14 protein-coding genes and 1 tRNA gene are annotated in these 15,476 nt (G+C 70.8%); 3 read left to right on the top strand and 12 right to left on the bottom strand.

The window, feature by feature from the left end:
- Window positions 1-15: 15 nt before the first annotated feature.
- Window positions 16-1,239: a beta-ketoacyl-[acyl-carrier-protein] synthase family protein gene (locus ABIB37_RS14155; protein WP_354261426.1), complete on the top strand. Its 1,224-nt coding sequence runs from the start codon at window positions 16-18 to the stop codon at window positions 1,237-1,239.
- Window positions 1,240-1,257: 18 nt separating this feature from the next.
- On the opposite strand, the gene ABIB37_RS14160 is transcribed toward ABIB37_RS14155, so the two are convergent.
- From ABIB37_RS14160 to ABIB37_RS14175, 4 genes are all read right to left on the bottom strand, one after another.
- Window positions 1,258-2,085 carry a MetQ/NlpA family ABC transporter substrate-binding protein gene (locus tag ABIB37_RS14160; RefSeq protein WP_354261428.1) on the bottom strand — a complete coding sequence of 276 codons (828 nt, stop codon included), beginning with the start codon at window positions 2,083-2,085 and terminating at the stop codon, window positions 1,258-1,260.
- 23 nt (window positions 2,086-2,108) lie between these two features.
- Window positions 2,109-2,780: a methionine ABC transporter permease gene (locus ABIB37_RS14165; protein ID WP_354261430.1), complete on the bottom strand. Its 672-nt coding sequence runs from the start codon at window positions 2,778-2,780 to the stop codon at window positions 2,109-2,111.
- Window positions 2,777-3,517, bottom strand: a complete 741-nt coding sequence (locus tag ABIB37_RS14170; RefSeq protein ID WP_354261432.1) for a methionine ABC transporter ATP-binding protein — start codon at window positions 3,515-3,517, stop codon at window positions 2,777-2,779. Before ABIB37_RS14170 ends, ABIB37_RS14165 begins: the two co-directional genes overlap by 4 nt.
- A gap of 863 nt (window positions 3,518-4,380) precedes the next feature.
- Window positions 4,381-5,226, bottom strand: a complete 846-nt coding sequence (locus ABIB37_RS14175; protein ID WP_354261434.1) for a zinc metalloprotease — start codon at window positions 5,224-5,226, stop codon at window positions 4,381-4,383.
- A 289-nt stretch (window positions 5,227-5,515) separates the two neighbouring features.
- Between ABIB37_RS14175 and ABIB37_RS14180 the strand changes: the two genes are divergently transcribed.
- Window positions 5,516-6,589, top strand: a complete 1,074-nt coding sequence (locus ABIB37_RS14180) for a phosphatase PAP2 family protein (RefSeq protein WP_354261436.1) — start codon at window positions 5,516-5,518, stop codon at window positions 6,587-6,589.
- A gap of 17 nt (window positions 6,590-6,606) precedes the next feature.
- On the opposite strand, the gene ABIB37_RS14185 is transcribed toward ABIB37_RS14180, so the two are convergent.
- Together ABIB37_RS14185 and ABIB37_RS14190 are read right to left on the bottom strand one after the other, a co-directional pair.
- Window positions 6,607-6,774: a hypothetical protein gene (locus ABIB37_RS14185; protein ID WP_354261438.1), complete on the bottom strand. Its 168-nt coding sequence runs from the start codon at window positions 6,772-6,774 to the stop codon at window positions 6,607-6,609.
- 92 nt (window positions 6,775-6,866) lie between these two features.
- A tRNA-Pro gene (locus tag ABIB37_RS14190) sits at window positions 6,867-6,943 on the bottom strand.
- A 148-nt stretch (window positions 6,944-7,091) separates the two neighbouring features.
- Here ABIB37_RS14190 and ABIB37_RS14195 point away from each other — a divergent pair.
- Entirely contained in the window at window positions 7,092-8,537 is a 1,446-nt protein-coding gene (locus ABIB37_RS14195) for an HNH endonuclease signature motif containing protein (protein ID WP_354261440.1), read from the top strand.
- Here the strand turns inward: ABIB37_RS14195 and ABIB37_RS14200 are convergent.
- The 6 genes from ABIB37_RS14200 to ABIB37_RS14225 form a co-directional block, all read right to left on the bottom strand.
- Window positions 8,534-10,027: a S10 family peptidase gene (locus ABIB37_RS14200; protein ID WP_354261442.1), complete on the bottom strand. Its 1,494-nt coding sequence runs from the start codon at window positions 10,025-10,027 to the stop codon at window positions 8,534-8,536. The two genes, ABIB37_RS14195 and ABIB37_RS14200, sit on opposite strands and share 4 nt — an antisense overlap.
- Before the next feature lie 24 nt (window positions 10,028-10,051).
- Window positions 10,052-11,248 carry an acetyl-CoA C-acetyltransferase gene (locus tag ABIB37_RS14205; protein WP_354261444.1) on the bottom strand — a complete coding sequence of 399 codons (1,197 nt, stop codon included), beginning with the start codon at window positions 11,246-11,248 and terminating at the stop codon, window positions 10,052-10,054.
- Entirely contained in the window at window positions 11,241-12,428 is a 1,188-nt protein-coding gene (locus ABIB37_RS14210; protein ID WP_354261446.1) for an amidohydrolase family protein, read from the bottom strand. Before ABIB37_RS14210 ends, ABIB37_RS14205 begins: the two co-directional genes overlap by 8 nt.
- Before the next feature lie 24 nt (window positions 12,429-12,452).
- Window positions 12,453-12,953 carry an FBP domain-containing protein gene (locus ABIB37_RS14215; protein ID WP_354261448.1) on the bottom strand — a complete coding sequence of 167 codons (501 nt, stop codon included), beginning with the start codon at window positions 12,951-12,953 and terminating at the stop codon, window positions 12,453-12,455.
- Window positions 12,954-13,045: 92 nt separating this feature from the next.
- Window positions 13,046-14,488, bottom strand: a complete 1,443-nt coding sequence (locus ABIB37_RS14220; RefSeq protein ID WP_354261449.1) for a glyceraldehyde-3-phosphate dehydrogenase — start codon at window positions 14,486-14,488, stop codon at window positions 13,046-13,048.
- Window positions 14,489-14,594: 106 nt separating this feature from the next.
- Complete coding sequence (locus ABIB37_RS14225) at window positions 14,595-15,392, bottom strand: siderophore-interacting protein (protein ID WP_123697574.1); 798 nt, start codon at window positions 15,390-15,392, stop codon at window positions 14,595-14,597.
- Window positions 15,393-15,476 lie beyond the last annotated feature (84 nt).

The raw sequence follows: 15,476 nt of genomic DNA on the forward strand, positions 1-15,476 counted from the left end.
CGCGGCGGAGCGGCTGTGAACGCCCGCGCCTTCGTCACCGGCATCGGCGCGGTGACGCCGAACGGCCTCGGCATGGCGTCGACGTGGGACGCCGTCGTCAGCGGCCGCAGCGGCATCCGCGCCCTCGAGGGCATCGAAGTCTCGGACCTCGCGGTCAAGGTTGGCGGGCAGGTGCGCGGCTTCGACCCGCTCGCGCACGTCTCGCGGAGCGACGCCAAGCGGCTCGACCGGCACGCGCTCTACGGCGTCGCGGCCGCAGCCGAGGCGATGGCGGGCTTCGCCGCGCACGACCCGCACCGGTTCGGGGTGACCGCCGCGACCGGCTCGGGTGCGGTCTCGCTCACGCAGGAGGCAGTGCGGGCGCTCGACGCGCACGGCCCGCGCCGGGTGCCGCCCGGCGTCGTCGTCTACGGCGGGCCGGATGCGGCCGCGGCGTTCCTGAGCGAGCGGTACGGGGCGCGCGGGGCCGGCGTCGGCACCGCCGCGACCTGCGCGAGCGGCGCGGTCGGGCTCGGCGACGCGCTCCGTGCGATCCGTCACGGCTACGCCGACGCGGTGCTCGTGGTCGGCGCGGACGACTGCCTCAACCGTGTCAACCTCGCGGTGAACTCGATGCTCGGCGCGCTCGCGCCGGGCTTCGCCGACGAGCCGTGGCGGGCGAGCCGCCCGTTCGATCGGGCACGCAGCGGCTTCGTCATGTCGGCCGGCGCCACCGCGCTGCTCGTCGAGTCCGAGGAGCACGCGCGCCGCCGCGGGGCCGACGTGCTGGGCGAGATCGCCGGCTACGGCGTGACCTCCGACGCGTACCACGCGACCGCGCCGCGCCCCGACGGCAGCGGGGCCGCCGCGGCGATGCGCCAGGCGCTCGACGACGCGCGCTGCTCCCCCGCCGACGTCGACCACGTGAACGCGCACGGCACCGGCACGCCGCTCAACGACGCGATGGAGGCCGCGGCGCTCCGCACGGTCTTCAGCGCCGGGCTCGGCGCGGTGCCGGTGACGTCGACGAAGTCGACGACCGGCCACCTGCTCGGCGGCGCCGGCACGCTCGAGGCGGCGCTGTCCCTGCTCGCGATGCGCGACGGCGTCATCCCGCCGACGATCAACCTCGACGATCCCGCGTTCCCAGAGCTCGACGTCGTCGCGCACGTCGCTCGGCCGGCGGCGCTGCGCACGGTGCTGTCGACGTCGTTCGGCTTCGGCGGCCACAACGCCGCGCTCGTGCTGCGCGCGGTCTGAGGCGACGAGCGGCTCGGCTCAGAACGCCGGCGGCACTCCGAGGCCCTCGAGCACCTCGCGCACGCGGTCGCTCGTCAGCGCACGCTGCAGCGCGGCGATCGCCGGCGACTCCGCGTTGCCGGCGCGCGTGACGAGCGCCACCTCGAAGCGCTCGTCCTGCTCGACGACGAGCCCGTCGTCCTGCGGCGTCAGCCCGATCTGGCGGGCGAACGACGGCAGGTTGTAGACCGCATCCGCCTCGTCGTAGGCGGTGTTGAGCTGCAGCAGATCGACCTCGGTGATCTCGAGGTTCCGCGGGTTGTCGACGATGTCGCTCACGCGGGCGGCGAAGCGCTCGACCGCGGGGTCGAGGGTGATGATCCCGTTGTCGGCGAGCAGCTGCAGCGCGCGGGCGGCGTTCGCCTTGTCGTTGGCGATCACGACGCTGCCGCCGTCGGGCAGGTCGTCCAGCGACTCGAGGGTGCGGGAGTAGAAGGCGACGACCGTGGCGTAGACGGGCTGCACGACGACGAGATCGGCGCCGTTCCGCTCGTTGAACTCCTCCATGAACGACTCGAACTGCACGACGTTGGCGTCGATCTCGTCGTTCTGCACGAGCACGTTGGGCTGCACGTAGTCCGAGACGGGCACGAGCTCGACCTCGTAGCCCTCCTCGATCACCTCGGCGGCCGCCTCGACCGCGTCGGTCATGGGGGTCACGGTGGCCGCCACCCGGATGGTGACGGTCTCGGGCGCATCCGCGGCGCCCGGTGCAGCGCAGCCGGTGGCGAGCAGGCCGACGCCTGCCGCGAGGGCGGCGAGGGCGTGGCGGATGCGGTGGCGGGGTCGTGCGGATGCGCGGGTCATGGGAGCCTTCCGGGTCGTGCGGGTCATCGCTTGTCGAGGGCGCTCGAGACGCGCTCGCCGGCGGTCTGCAGCAGCAGGACGCCGATGATGACGATCGCGATGATCGAGTACATGAGGGGGTAGTCGTACTCCTGGTAGCCGAAGCGCAGGGCGAAGTCGCCGATGCCGCCGCCGCCGACGATGCCGAGCACCGTCGAGTAGGAGATGAGGCTGATCGCCGCGGAGGTCAGCGCGTAGACGAGGCCCGACCGCCCCTCGACGAGGAGGAAGTGCACGACCGTCTGCCGCACATCCGCCCCCATCGACCGGGCGGCTTGCAGCACGCCCGGCGGGATCTCGAGCAGGATCTGCTCGACGAGCCGCGCGTAGATGGCGACGCCCACGAAGCAGAGCGGGAAGGTGGCGGCCTCGGTGCCGAAGGTCGTGCCGTAGAGGGCGCGGGTGAGCGGGATCAGGAAGACGACGAGCAGCAGGAACGGGAACGAGCGGATGACCGACACGTAGAGGTTGGCGATCCGCCAGACGGGCTTGCGCTCGAGCGCACCGCCGCGTCGGGTGAGGAAGATGGTGACGCCGAGCGGCAGACCGATGATGACGGCCGCCGCGAGCGAGAAGGCGAGCATGTAGCCGGTCTCGGCGAGCGCGATGCCGATCTGGTCGGCGTTGGCGGCGAGGGATGCGAGCAGGTCGTTCACGCGCCGAGCACCCGCTGCGCATGCTCGAGGTAGCTCGCGTGCTCGCGGCCGTAGTCGGTCCTCGCGACCGGGAAGACGCTCCGCAGCGCGCCCTGCTCGAGCACCGCGACGCGGTCGCAGATCGCGCCGACCGCCTCGAGCTCGTGGGTGACGAGCACGACGGTCGTGTTGAAGTCCCGGCGGGCGTCGGCGAGCAGCTGCAGGATGCCCTCGGTCGTGCGCGTGTCGAGCGCGCTCGTCGGCTCGTCGGCGAGCAGCAGCCCGGGCCGCGTGACGAGCGCGCGGGCGATCGCGACGCGCTGCTGCTGCCCGCCCGAGAGCTGCGCCGGGTAGCGGTGGGCGCGATCGGCGAGGCCCACGTAGTCGAGCAGGCTGTCGACGAGCGCCGGGTCGTTCGTGCGCTGCAGCTTGAGCGGCAGGGCCACGTTCTGCCGCACCGTGCGGTTCGACAGCAGGTTGAAGCCCTGGAACACCATCCCGATGCGACGGCGGAGCGCGCGCAGCTCGCGGGTCGCGAGCGCCGCGGGATCGGTGCCGAGCAGCCGGATGCTGCCCTCGGAGGGGTGCTCGACGGCGTCGAGCAGGCGCAGCAGCGTCGACTTGCCGGCGCCCGACTCTCCGATCACGCCGATGATCTCGCCGCTCGCGATGTCGAGCGTGACGTCGCCGAGGGCGCGCGTCGTGCCGTAGCTGACCGTGACGTGCTCGAGGGAGGCGACCGGGTCGCTCGTGGGCATGCGTCGGCCTTCTCTCGCGCGGCGGGCATTGTTGGGCTCAGTCCAACAATAGCGGTCGGCGCAGACGCCCGGTGCGAACCGGTGCTCGGCTCCCGCAGTCGCGCGCTGCCACGACCGCAATCCGCCGAGGGCGCGCTCTCACCTGGGGTTCGACGGAGCGCCGCCGGGCACTCACTCAATTCGAGCAGAGCCATGCCCAGGCTGGCGGCGGCACTCACGCCTCTTGCACACGTCCAGGCGGCTGGTCGTAGCGCAGTCGAACGATCGAGCGGCAACTGACTGCCGCCTCATAGTGGTTCATCTCAGCCGATGCGCAGCCATATGGCAGTTGCACAAGCCGCACTGCTGCGCGGTCAAGCTCGCAGGCAGAGGACAACAGCTCGCCCGAGACCGAGATTGGAACGCGATGGCGAGACTACCCAGACGTCGAAGTCGGAGTCGGAGTCGGAGTCTGTGACGGCTCTGCAGCCCCCGAGCCCGACTGCGTCATCATGAAGAGTGAGATGACGAGCACAACGACGCCAAGCAGGAACGCCATCACGCCCCATGCGCCGATTCGTCGGAATCTTCGTTCGGGCCGCGCTGAGAATGCAATCGATGCGAAGCGCTTGATGAACTTCCAGACTTCCTGGAAGAACGACCCGACTACATCATTGACGAACCCCCCAGGTGAGTGCGGCGGCATGAACACTTGACCCCAGTGCGTCATCGACAGCACTCCTGCGAGCACGATCGCTAGCACTCCGACACCCGCGAGAGCGCCACTCGACCATGCGATGGCGTTGACTATAGGTCCCATGCTTTCACCTCTTCTGATGATACGAAGCTCCCGGGCGGAGCGTCGGAATCCTCACGCCATGTTGCTAGTCGCGAGGGTAGAGCCCCATTGCTCCCTTTATGTCCCCGGGAGTCAAAGTCAAATCGAGCGTTCCAACGCCGCCGCAGAAGTAATGCATCACCGACTTCGGGTCATACGGGCCAAACGAGAATATGTTCTGATCCTTCTCCTCAGGACAATCCGCGGGCGCACCGGCGAGGATGTGCTCGTGTCGGAACCCCATGATGTGCCCGAGCTCGTGCCGCATGATGCCGACGCGGTCGAAATTCAAGTCGTCGCTGAAAAAAGACGGATCAATCAACACCTTGCGACGAGCAGGCGGTTGCGTTGGGAAAAACGCCGACGCGACGAACTCTCCACCCGCATCGATGAACCGAACGACGAAGACGAGTCGCTCGCTGATGTCTCGCGCACTAGCGGCGAGATCGGTGAACTCGTCGAATTCCACTTCGTGCGTGAATTCGATGGCGCACACGGACTCCCAGGCGGCCGCTGCATCAGCCATACTTTCCCGCGCCACTCGGTAGGTATCGCGGTCAGGGAAAGAATTCCTCAGGACGCAGTAGCGTAGGACCGTGCCGCGATCCCAGCGCACCGGTCGACCCTTGAGCAATATGCCAACCAGGTCGGAGTCCCCCCAAGTCTGCGACGGCACGAGATCCGCTCGCTCTGAACGCAACGCGTGGAGGATGAGTTCATCGTCATCGAGTAGCAAGTCACCCTCAACGACGTGCAGCGCCTGGCCCCCGACAGTGACCCGCTTGGATCGCGAGGACAGCGCGCGAAACTTAGGCGACACTTCCCCCGTTGATCGCAAGTGCGGTGACTCGTCGAACAGCTCTGCCGCAAGGGTCCGGTCTCGATCAAGCATGCGCGCCTCGCAAACTTCTAAGCGACTCGCCCTGTATGCCACGTTGCCTTCCGGGAGTTCCCGAGAGGTCTCGTGCCAGGACGCCTCCAAAGCAGATCGGTAACACTGTGTGAGAACCATGACGAATGCCCGGGGCTCGCGTCAAGCCCCACGGTGGGAGCCCGGGCGCCTGGTGAGCGTTCAATGACCGTTGACGGGCGCCCGCTGAAGTTCCTCCTCTGCATGAGCGGGATAGTGCACGCCGCTGTCAAGGCCCCGGGTCGAACTTCGAGAGTGCGGTATTCCGCTGATGCTCTCGCACCTGGTAGCGATGTTGCCGCTGACGATGGTGGCGGTGCAGCGATGCCCGCACCGACCGCACGCCGCAAACCTAACCGGAGAAGCGCCCTGCGGGCCGAAGTCGCTACCTCCTCGTCGCGATGAATCAATGCCGCCCACGCTGGCCGCTCGAGCGAACGCAGGTCAACCCCGACGGGATCTCGCCCGTCGTCCCATCCGCGGATCACCCGTCCACGTTCACGGCAGTAACGTCAACGAGATGGGAGTATGCAACTCCGCTCGACCGCTGAGCAACTACACGACGTCGGGAACCGACATGACCCAGCAGCTCACCCGCAGGCAGCGCCTGCGCGAGTGGAACGAAAAGTTCATCGTGGAGGAGCGCCGGCTCAAGCCGGCGGCGCGGAGGCGGCTCTACGTCACCGCCGCGGTGCTCGCGGTGGTGGGCGCGGTGCTGTTCGCGACGCTGCTGATCGGCGTCGTCACGCAGACCGGGTTCGAGCGCCTCGACGTGCCGGTCGACGCCTGGTTCGACCAGTTTCGGTCACCGGACACCACCACCGCGATGATCGTGCTCGCGATCATCTTCGGTCCGGTCGCGCTGCCGATCATCGTGCTGGTCGTCGTCGTGACCTGGTCGATTACCGCGAAGCACCTCTGGCGGCCGCTGCTGCTCGCGGGCGGCATGCTGACCGGCGTGCTCCTGGCGCTGACGATCGCCCCGATCGTCCAGCACCCGCGCCCGCCAATCGGCGAGATGCTGTTCGGGCCGGACCACACCTTCTCGTTCCCCTCGGGGCACGTGCTGGGCGCATCGGACTTCTTCCTGCTGCTCGCGTTCCTGATCGCGAGCAGGCTGCAGAAGACGTGGTTCACGGTGCTCGCCGTGGCGGTGGCGATCGCCATGATCGTCGCGCAGGCGGCCGGGCGGATCTACCTCGGCTACCACTACCTGACGGATGTCTCGGCGTCGATCGCGCTGTCGATGGTGATCGTCGGCGCGGTGATCGCGATCGACACGAAGCGGACCGTGAAGGTGCCCGGCGAGCAGCTGTCGGCCACGCCCATCGTCGCGGAGCGCTGAGCACGACCGCTGCCGCGTCACTCGGAGCTTCGAGCATCCTTCCGAAGGTCGGGCTCTGCCCGCAGTGCGTCGGCGATCTCCTCCTCCGGACGCGGCGCCTCGGCCTGGTCGGCCTCGAGCTCCGGGATGCTCGGCTCGCCGGGGCTCGGGACGTGGTGCTCAGCCGCGTGCTCGTCGTGGGACATGTGGACCCCTTCCGTCGATGACGGCCACAGCGTACGCGGTGCCGCCGGCCCGAGACGACGATGAGGCTCCTCCCGAAGGAAGAGCCTCATGATGGTCGGGCTGACAGGATTTGAACCTGCGACCCCCTGACCCCCAGTCAGGTGCGCTACCAAGCTGCGCCACAGCCCGTCGATCTTGCGATCGAGCTGCCCGAAGGCAACTGCAACAGACTAGCGCATCCGTGGCGAGGCGGCGGCACGGCCAGCACCCATATCGCGTGGTTCGCGCTTGTCCACAGGGGCGTGATCGTGTCAGTGGCCGGTGGGAGACTGCGCCCATGTCGACGGAGATCCAGGCCTCGCGGTGGCCGACGCACCGGCAGCTGCCGGTGCCGCTCGACCCCGCCGCGGCCGAAGGGCCGATGTGGCTGCGGGGGCCGCGACCCGGAGATGTCGCCGAGTCCGGCGCCCCCGCGGTGACGCCGGTCGAGACCGGTTTGGCGCTCGAGGCCGTGCCCGCGCCGACCGTGCAGGACGTGCGCGCGTCGGCGATCAAGATCGTGGTCGACCTCGATGCCGCGATCGCGGGGCTGCAGGCGATGCGCACGCACGCGCTCGCCGGGCTCGGGCTGCTCGCGCTCGAAGAGGCAGGCGACGCGCACCTCGACGCCGGCATCGTCATGCGCGACCTCGCGAACGAGCTCGCCCTCCGCCAGCGCCGCAGCGACCGCACCGTCGAAGCCGAGATCGACCGCGCCATGCGGACCCTCGACGAATGGCCCGCAACCCTCCGCGCCTGGGGCGAGACCCGCATCCACCAGGGCCACCTCCGCGTCATCACCGACATCGGCGCACCCCTCAAGACGCCAGAAGCCCGCGCGCAGTTCGAGACGGCGCTGCTGCCCGTCGCCGAGACCACCACGCCGGCGCGGCTCGCGAAGATCGCCCGCCGCGAGCTGGAGCAGTTCATCGAGGAGCCGCTGGTGGAGCGGCACCGCGTCGCCAGGGACGGGCGCGAGGTGTTCGTCACCGACCTCGCCGACGCCATGTCGAAGATGGTGCTGTACATGCCGACCGTGCTGGCGCACGGCATCCTCGACCGGGCGACCGAGATGGCGCAGGCAGCGGGCCCGGACGATCCGCGCACCATGGACCAGCGCCGCGTCGACGCCTGCTGCGACCTGCTCCTCACCGGCGAGCCCACCGACCCGGCACTCGCGGGCATCCGCGCGCAGGTCTCGATCGTCATCCCCGCGACCGTGCTGCTCGGCGACGACAGCAGCGGTGACAGCGCCAGGCTGCGCAGCGGCGCGCTCGTCGACCCCGACACCGCCCTATGGCTCGCCGGGGTGACGAAGACCTGGACCAGGGTCTTCACCGACCCCGTCAAGGGACACGTCATAGCCGTCGACACGTATCGCGTGTCTCGCAAGGTGCGGCGACTGCTGCGCGAGCGCGACCAGCGGTGCCGATGGCCCGGCTGCTGCGCCAAGGCGGAGCACGCCGACATCGACCACACCATCGCCTGGATCGACGGCGGGAAGACCACACCCGGCAACCTCGCCCATCTCTGCCGACGACATCACATGCTCAAGGGAGCCGTCCTCCCGGCCGCCAGACGATGGAAGGTCACCCAGATCGAACCCGGCGTGCTGCGGTTCGAATCGCCCATGGGCGCCGTCTACGTCGACCAACCCGAGCAGGTCGGGCCACGCTTCACGGAGAGCTACACCGAATGGCTCTGGCGAGGCACGTTCGGGCCAGCACCGCAGGCGCCGTTCTAGCTTGTGGCGAGCCCCGAGCGGCGCCGCACGAAGTCGGCCAGGTCCGCCGACTGCGCGACGCGAGACGGCTCGTGGACGTACATCATGTGTCCGGCCTCGTAGTAGCGGTGCTCGAGGTTGTCGCGCAGGGCCTCGGGGATCTGCAGGTGCGCGACCGAGTCCTCGGCCGCCGAGAACGGCGTCGCACCGTCGAACCAGCCGTAGGCGAAGTGCACGGCGAGGTGCGGGTTCTGCCGCATCGCGCGGGAGAGCCGGTCGATCACGTAGACGGGCGCGTTCTCGAACTCCTTGTAGCTCCACTGCTCGTTCACGTTGAGCCCGAACACGTGGAACGGCCCCGTGTCGCGCACCCCCAGGTCGTGGTGCAGGTAGTGCTGGAACGCTGCCGCGTACGGGCCGAGGATCGCGTCCATCGACGGGTCGGCGTCCATGTGCTCGGCGATGCCGCTCGCGGCTGGCCCCGTGAACCGCGAGTCGAGCCGGCCGACGCTCAGCCCGCGGTCGCGCAGCAGCTCGCCGAAGTATCGCCAGTGCTCGATGCGCAGATCGGCGCGATCGATGTACGACTCGCTGAGCCCCGTGAGCCGCGCCAGCGTCGCGATCGCCGCCGCCCGCTCCTCGGCGGTCAGTCGCGCACCGCGCGTCAGCACCCACGGGTAGTCCCGCGCGGCGTACTCGCGCGCCTCCTCGACGACCTCCTCGAGCGATCGCCCCGCGTGGAAGCCGTGCTGCCAGGCGGTCGCCGCGTAGAACGGCAGGTACATCGCGTGCGCCCGGTCGCCGCCGCGCTCGAAGTTCGCGGTCGAGAAGTCGAGCACGCTCGAGATAAGCAGCAGCCCGTTCAGGTACATGCCGAGCTGCTCCTGCAGCAGCTGCGCGAGCCCCGCCGCGCGGGTCGTGCCGTACGACTCCCCCGCCAGGAACTTCGGGCTCATCCAGCGGCCCTCCGCGGTCACCCATTGGCGGATGATCTCGGCCACCGACTCGATGTCGGCGGTGAACCCGTGGAACTCCTTCGCCTTCTGCCCCTCCACGGGCCGCGAGCGCCCGGTCGACACCGGGTCGATGAAGACGAGGTCGGAGACCGCGAGCAGCGACTCCGGGTTGTCGACGAGGCCGTAGGGCGGCGCGGCGAGCGATCCCGCGTCGCCCATGACGACGCGCTTCGGACCGAGCAGGCCCATGTGCAGCCAGACGCTCGCGGATCCGGGCCCGCCGTTGAAGGCGAACGTGACGGGCCTGGTCGTGGGGTCCGCGTCGTCGGCCGTATAGGCCGTGATGGCCACCTGCGCCCGCGGCTTCCGGCCGCGGAAGACGTCGTCCTCGACCTTCTCCTGCCACAGCACCACCCGGCCGGCGCGCGCCGTGTACGCGAGCTCGCCCTCGGCGGTCGTCAGCGTGTGCTTCGTGATGACGAGCTCGTCGACCGCGTGCACCTCCGCCGTCTTCGTCGCGTCGTCGGTGGGCTTGGCATCGGTGCTGTCGGTCACCCGACCGACACTACCGAGGCGGCGTCAGACCCGCTCGATCACCATCGCCGAGGCCATGCCGCCGCCCACGCACAGCGTCACGAGCGCGCGCCGGCCGCCCCGCCGCTCGAGCTCGTCGAGCGCGGTGCCGAGCAGCATCGCGCCGGTCGCGCCGAGCGGGTGCCCCATCGCGATCGCGCCGCCGTTCACGTTCGTCCGGTCGGCGTCGATGCCCGTCTCGCGCATCCAGTGCAGCACGACGGATGCGAACGCCTCGTTCACCTCGAAGAGGTCGATGTCGTCGATGCCGAGGCCGGCCCGCGCGAGCACGCGCTCGGTGGCGGCGACGGGCCCGGTGAGCATGAGCGTCGGGTCCGAGCCGATCGACGTCGCCGCCACGATCCGAGCCCGCGGCGGGAGGCCGAGCGATGCCGCGGCGGCCTCGCCCGCGATCACCACGAGCCCTGCCCCGTCGACGATGCCTGACGAGTTGCCCGCCGTGTGCACGTGCTCGATCCGCGCGAGCTCCGGGTGCCGCTGCCGCACGACCTCGTCGAACCCGCCCTCGCCGAACGCCGCGAACGCGGGCGCGAGGCCCGCGAGCCCCTCCAGGGTCGTGCCGGCGCGCGGATGCTCGTCGCGGTCGAGCAGCACCGCGCCGTCGCCGGCGACGACCGGCACGATGGACCGCGCGAAGCGCTGCTCGTCCCACGCCGCCGCCGTGCGCTGCTGCGACTGCAGCGCGAAGCGGTCGACGTCATCGCGCCCGAAGCCGTCGAGCGCGGCGATCGCGTCGGCGCTCACGCCCTGCGGGATGAGGCTCCACGGCTCGAGCGCCCTCGCATCGGTCGCGTACGGGCCACCGTCGCTGCCGAGCGGCACGCGCGTCATCGCCTCGACGCCGCCGGCGACGATCAGGTCGTCGAAGCCGGCCGCGATGCGCGCCGCCGCAGCCGTGACGGCCTCGAGGCCGGATGCGCAGTACCGGTTCACCTGCATGCCGGGCACCGCGTCCGGAAGGCCGGCCGCGTGCACGGCCGCGCGCGCGAGCACGCCGCCCTGCTCCCCCACGGCTGACACCGTCCCGAGCACGACGTCGTCGATCCGGTCGGCGGGGATGCCGCGCGCCTCGAGCGAGGCGAGCAGCCCGGCCGCGAGCCGGACAGGGTGCACCTCGGCGAGCGCGCCGCGGCGGCGGCCGCGCGGCGTGCGCACGGCGTCGAGGATGAACGCGTCAGCCATGGAGCAGCCGCCCGCCTCCGACGACGGCGAGCCGCGGCGGCACGCGCACGAGCGCATCCATCGCGTGCTCCGCCTCGACGAGCACGACATCCGCCCGTGCGCCGACGACGAGGTCGTGCTGCTCGCGGCCCGCGAACCGCCCGGCACCCCGCGTGGCGATCTCGACCACGCGGCGCAGGTCCTCGTCGCGCACGAGCGACGACGCGCGCGCGTACTGCCACGCGATCCCCAGGGTGTCGCCGGTGCCGTAGGGGCTCCACAGGTCGCGGATGCCGTCGGTCCCGAATGCGAACCCCACCCCGGCCGCGTCGAGCTCGTGGAGCGGCAGCTGCGGCAGCCGCAGCGGTGCGACGGTGGTGAAGGTGATGCCGAGCTCGCCCATCGCCTGCAGCAGGTCCCGCCGCCGCGCGTCGGGCAGCTGGGCGATGGCGAAGCCGTGCGCGATGTTCACGCGCCCCTCGAGGCCGAGCGCCTGCGTGCGCTCGACGATGAGCTCGAGCTGGAAGGCGCCGAGCTCGGCCGCGTCGTGCAGGTGGATGTCGATGCCGACGCCGTGGCGCTCCGCGATGGCGAAGATGCCGTCGAGCTGGCCGACCGGGTCGCGATCGATCGACGCCGGGTCGAGCCCGCCGACGTGCTCCGCCCCGGCCGCAGCAGCCGCGTCGAGCAGCTCGAGCACGCCGGGCCGCCGCAGCACCCCGTCCTGCGGGAAGGCGACGATCGTCGCCTCGATGGCACCGTCGTATGCCGCGACGGCCTCGCGCACGACGTCGATACCGCGCGTGCCGAGCTCGAGGTCGACGTCGACGTGCGTGCGCAGGAGCGTCGTCCCGTGGCGCACGTGCGCGTCGAGCACGGCCGCCGTGCGCTCCACGCTCGGGATGCCCAGCTCGGCGCGCCGCGCGCGCTCGTGGCGGATGCGCCCGTCGGTGCCGCCCCCGCCGCCGTACGGCTGCCACGGCAGCCCGAGCCACGACTTGTCGACGTGGGCGTGCGCGTTGACGATCGAGGGCAGCGCGAGGAGCCCCCGACCGTCCAGCGCCCGTCCCGGCGAGGGAGGCGCTGCGGGGTCGTGCGGCACGACGGCGCCGATCCGGTCCCCGTCGAGTTCGAGGTCGACGGCGGCACCGCCCCAGGGCCGCACGTTCGCGATCCGTGCGAGCCGCGACTCCTCAGCCATGCAGCGCCTCAGCCATCCGGCGCCTCAGCCGTCCAGCGCCTCGCGCAGCGCGCGCTCGACGCGGGCGGCGAAGCCGGTCACGCGACCGTGCAGCCCCTCGGCGCGCGACGCGATCCGGTCGCGGTTCAGCAGGTGCGGCGGCCCGGTGCGGATGATGTGCGAGCACGCGAGGTCCTCGCAGATGTAGGTGCCGATCGAGCTGCCGGTGTCGCCGCCGGGTCCAGCGAGCCGGGCGCTGAACATGCGCACCTGCGTCGCGGGCTGCGTCGAGTGACAGAGGGCGCACATCGCGGCGATGCCGGGCCGCATGCCGCCGGGCGCGGCGCGCACGACGAGGCCGACGAGCCGGTCGCCCTGCCAGAGCACCATGTAGCCGAGCCGCGACGAGTGCGGGTCGCGCCAACCCAGGTACTCCCGCTCGGCCCAGATCGTCTCGTGCAGTCCGGGGATTGGCAGCTGGTCGAGCTCGCGCGGCGTGGCGTTCACGAAGCACGCCCGGAGCTCGGTCTCGGTCACCTCGCGCATGGCGTCGAGGCTAGCGGACGCCCCTGGACGAGGAGGGGGTTTGCCGCCGTCGGGCCTCCACCCAGGAGAGTCCCGACGGCGGCAAGTCTGTGTCAGGCGGGCAGCAGCTGCCGCGCCTTGGCCATCTGGTCGGCCATGTGCTCGATAACGCGCACGACCTGCGACGAGTAGCCGTACTCGTTGTCGTACCAGACGTAGAGCACGAGGTGCCGGCCGGTCGCGATCGTCGCGAGGCCGTCGACGATGCCCGCCCGGTTGTTGCCGACGAAGTCGGTCGAGACGACCTCGGCGGAGTCGGTGAAGTCGATCTGCGCGCGCAGCGCGCCGGTGAGCGACGTCCGCCGCAGCAGCTCGTTCACCTGGTCGCGGTCGACGGGCCGCTCGAGGGTCAGGTTGAGGATCGCCATCGACACGTCGGGCGTCGGCACGCGGATCGCGTTGCCGGTGAGCTTCCCCTCGAGGGCGGGGAGCGCCTTCGCGACCGCCTTCGCCGCGCCGGTCTCGGTGAGCACCATGTTGAGCGCCGCCGAGCGGCCGCGCCGCGCGCCCTTGTGGAAGTTGTCGATGAGGTTCTGGTCGTTGGTGTACGAGTGCACCGTCTCGACGTGGCCGTGCTCGATGCCGTACGCCTCGTGGACGACCTGCAGCACCGGCGTGATCGCGTTCGTCGTGCACGACGCCGCGGTCACGATGGTGTCGCTCGCCGCGATGTCGTCGTGGTTGACGCCGAAGACGATGTTCTTGAGCGGGCTCTTGCCGGGCGCGGTCAGCACGACGCGCTCGACGCCCGGGCGCTGCAGGTGCTGGGAGAGCCCGGCCTCGTCGCGCCACCGCCCGGTGTTGTCGACGACGATCGCGCGGTCGATGCCGTGCGCCGCGTAGTCGACCGTGGTCGGGTCGTCGGAGTAGATGACCTGGATGAGCGTGCCGTTCGCGAGGATCGTCGACGCCTCGCGGTCGATCTCGATCGTCCCCTGGAAGGCGCCGTGCACGGAGTCGCGGCGCAGCAGGCTCGCGCGCTTCTCGAGGTCGTCCTCGCCGCCGCGGCGCACCACGATCGCGCGCAGGCGAAGCCCGAGGCCGCTGCCCGCGTGGCCGATGAGGATGCGGGCGAGCAGGCGACCGATGCGGCCGAAGCCGTAGAGGACGACGTCGGTCGAGTCGTCCTGCGACCACGACGGCAGCTCGGCGACGTGGTCGCGCACCCATGCCTCGAAGCCGTCCGCCGGCGCCTCGCCGAGGATCAGCCCCAGGTCGAGGGAGATGCCGCGGAGGCCGAGCTCGTCGACGATGCGCAGCACGCGGATCGAGTCGTCGATGCTCAGCACGCGCTCGTCGACGCGGCGCGCCCACCGGTGGGCCTTCAGGATGTCGACCGGCGACTGGTTGACGAGCTTCTTGCCGTGCACGTGCGTGACGACGTCGCGCTCCCGGTAGAGGCGGCCGAGGATCGGCACCGCGGACTCTGCGAGGGCGAGGCGGTCGAGCCACGCCTGGTGGGCGGTCTCAACTGCAGGGGATGACGTCGTGGGCACATCTTCACGATAGGCAAGGCCGCCAGGCTGCCTCGGCCGTTCCGAGCGTCAGGATGCGTGCAACGTCACGGTGGCGAAAGTTCCGCGGAACTTTCCCCGGTGCCACTCAGTCGACGTAGGACTTGCCGAGCTTCCAGTAGCCGGTGAACGTGATGCGGCGCTTGTCGATGCCGCGGTCGCGCACGAGGTGGCGGCGGGCGCCGGTCGCGAGCGACTGCTCTCCCGCGTTGTACGCGTAGCCGAACTCCTCGGGCATGCGCAGCCCGCGCAGCTCCTCGAGCGCGGCCTGGCCTTCGCGCACGTCGCCGCGCTCGACCCAGCGGATGTCGATGCCAGCCGGGCGGGCGAAGTCCTGGATGTCGTCGCGGTGGCCGATCTCGATGACGGCGGTGCCGCGCGCGTCGTCGGCGAGCGAGCCGCAGATGCCCGCGATCGCCGGCAGCACCGACTCGTCGCCGACCATCAGCACCTCGCCCTCGAGGCCGTCGTCGTTGTAGAGCAGGCCCTCGTCCAGCAGCACGGCGCGCTCGCCCGGTCGCGCGGCGATCGCCCACGCGGCGCCGGGGCCCGGGTCCTCGTGGCAGACGAAGTCAATGTCGAGCTCACCCGAGTCGAGGCGGAAGTCGCGCACGGTGTAGTTGCGGATCCATGGCCGGTGCGATGCGCGCATCGCCAGGTACTGCGGGAACCAGGTCGACGGGCTCTTCGGCACGCGCAGCTCGTCCTGGTCCTCGCGGCGCATGAAGAAGCGGAACCACTGGTCGTAGCCCTGCGGCGTCATCGCGTGCACCTCGTCGCCACCGAGGGTGACGCGACGGATGTGGGGCGACACCTGCTGGTTGCTGAGCACCTCGAGCTCGACGAACTTCGGTGCGACTGCTGCGACGCGCTCTGGTCCCGCCATGATGCTCCTCGGTGCTTCATCCTGTGGTGCGCCTCAGGTGAGGCAAGCCTTACCTGACAATGTAGCAAAGGGTCGGGACCGCCG

The sequence above is a fragment of the Agrococcus sp. UYP10 genome, assembly GCF_040547205.1.
GTDB lineage: Bacteria > Actinomycetota > Actinomycetes > Actinomycetales > Microbacteriaceae > Agrococcus > Agrococcus jenensis.

Bases quoted from the DNA above. Each gene is read 5' to 3' on its own strand.
- ABIB37_RS14170 (WP_354261432.1), bottom strand. From the start codon at position 3,517: ATGCCCACGAGCGACCCGGTCGCCTCCCTCGAGCACGTCACGGTCAGC.
- ABIB37_RS14215 (WP_354261448.1), bottom strand. From the start codon at position 12,953: ATGCGCGAGGTGACCGAGACCGAGCTCCGGGCGTGCTTCGTGAACGCC.
- ABIB37_RS14225 (WP_123697574.1), bottom strand. From the start codon at position 15,392: ATGGCGGGACCAGAGCGCGTCGCAGCAGTCGCACCGAAGTTCGTCGAG.
- ABIB37_RS14160 (WP_354261428.1), bottom strand. From the start codon at position 2,085: ATGACCCGCGCATCCGCACGACCCCGCCACCGCATCCGCCACGCCCTC.
- ABIB37_RS14185 (WP_354261438.1), bottom strand. From the start codon at position 6,774: ATGTCCCACGACGAGCACGCGGCTGAGCACCACGTCCCGAGCCCCGGC.
- ABIB37_RS14205 (WP_354261444.1), bottom strand. From the start codon at position 11,248: ATGGCTGACGCGTTCATCCTCGACGCCGTGCGCACGCCGCGCGGCCGC.
- ABIB37_RS14175 (WP_354261434.1), bottom strand. From the start codon at position 5,226: ATGCTTGATCGAGACCGGACCCTTGCGGCAGAGCTGTTCGACGAGTCA.
- ABIB37_RS14195 (WP_354261440.1), top strand. From the start codon at position 7,092: ATGTCGACGGAGATCCAGGCCTCGCGGTGGCCGACGCACCGGCAGCTG.
- ABIB37_RS14180 (WP_354261436.1), top strand. From the start codon at position 5,516: ATGCTCTCGCACCTGGTAGCGATGTTGCCGCTGACGATGGTGGCGGTG.
- ABIB37_RS14210 (WP_354261446.1), bottom strand. From the start codon at position 12,428: ATGGCTGAGGAGTCGCGGCTCGCACGGATCGCGAACGTGCGGCCCTGG.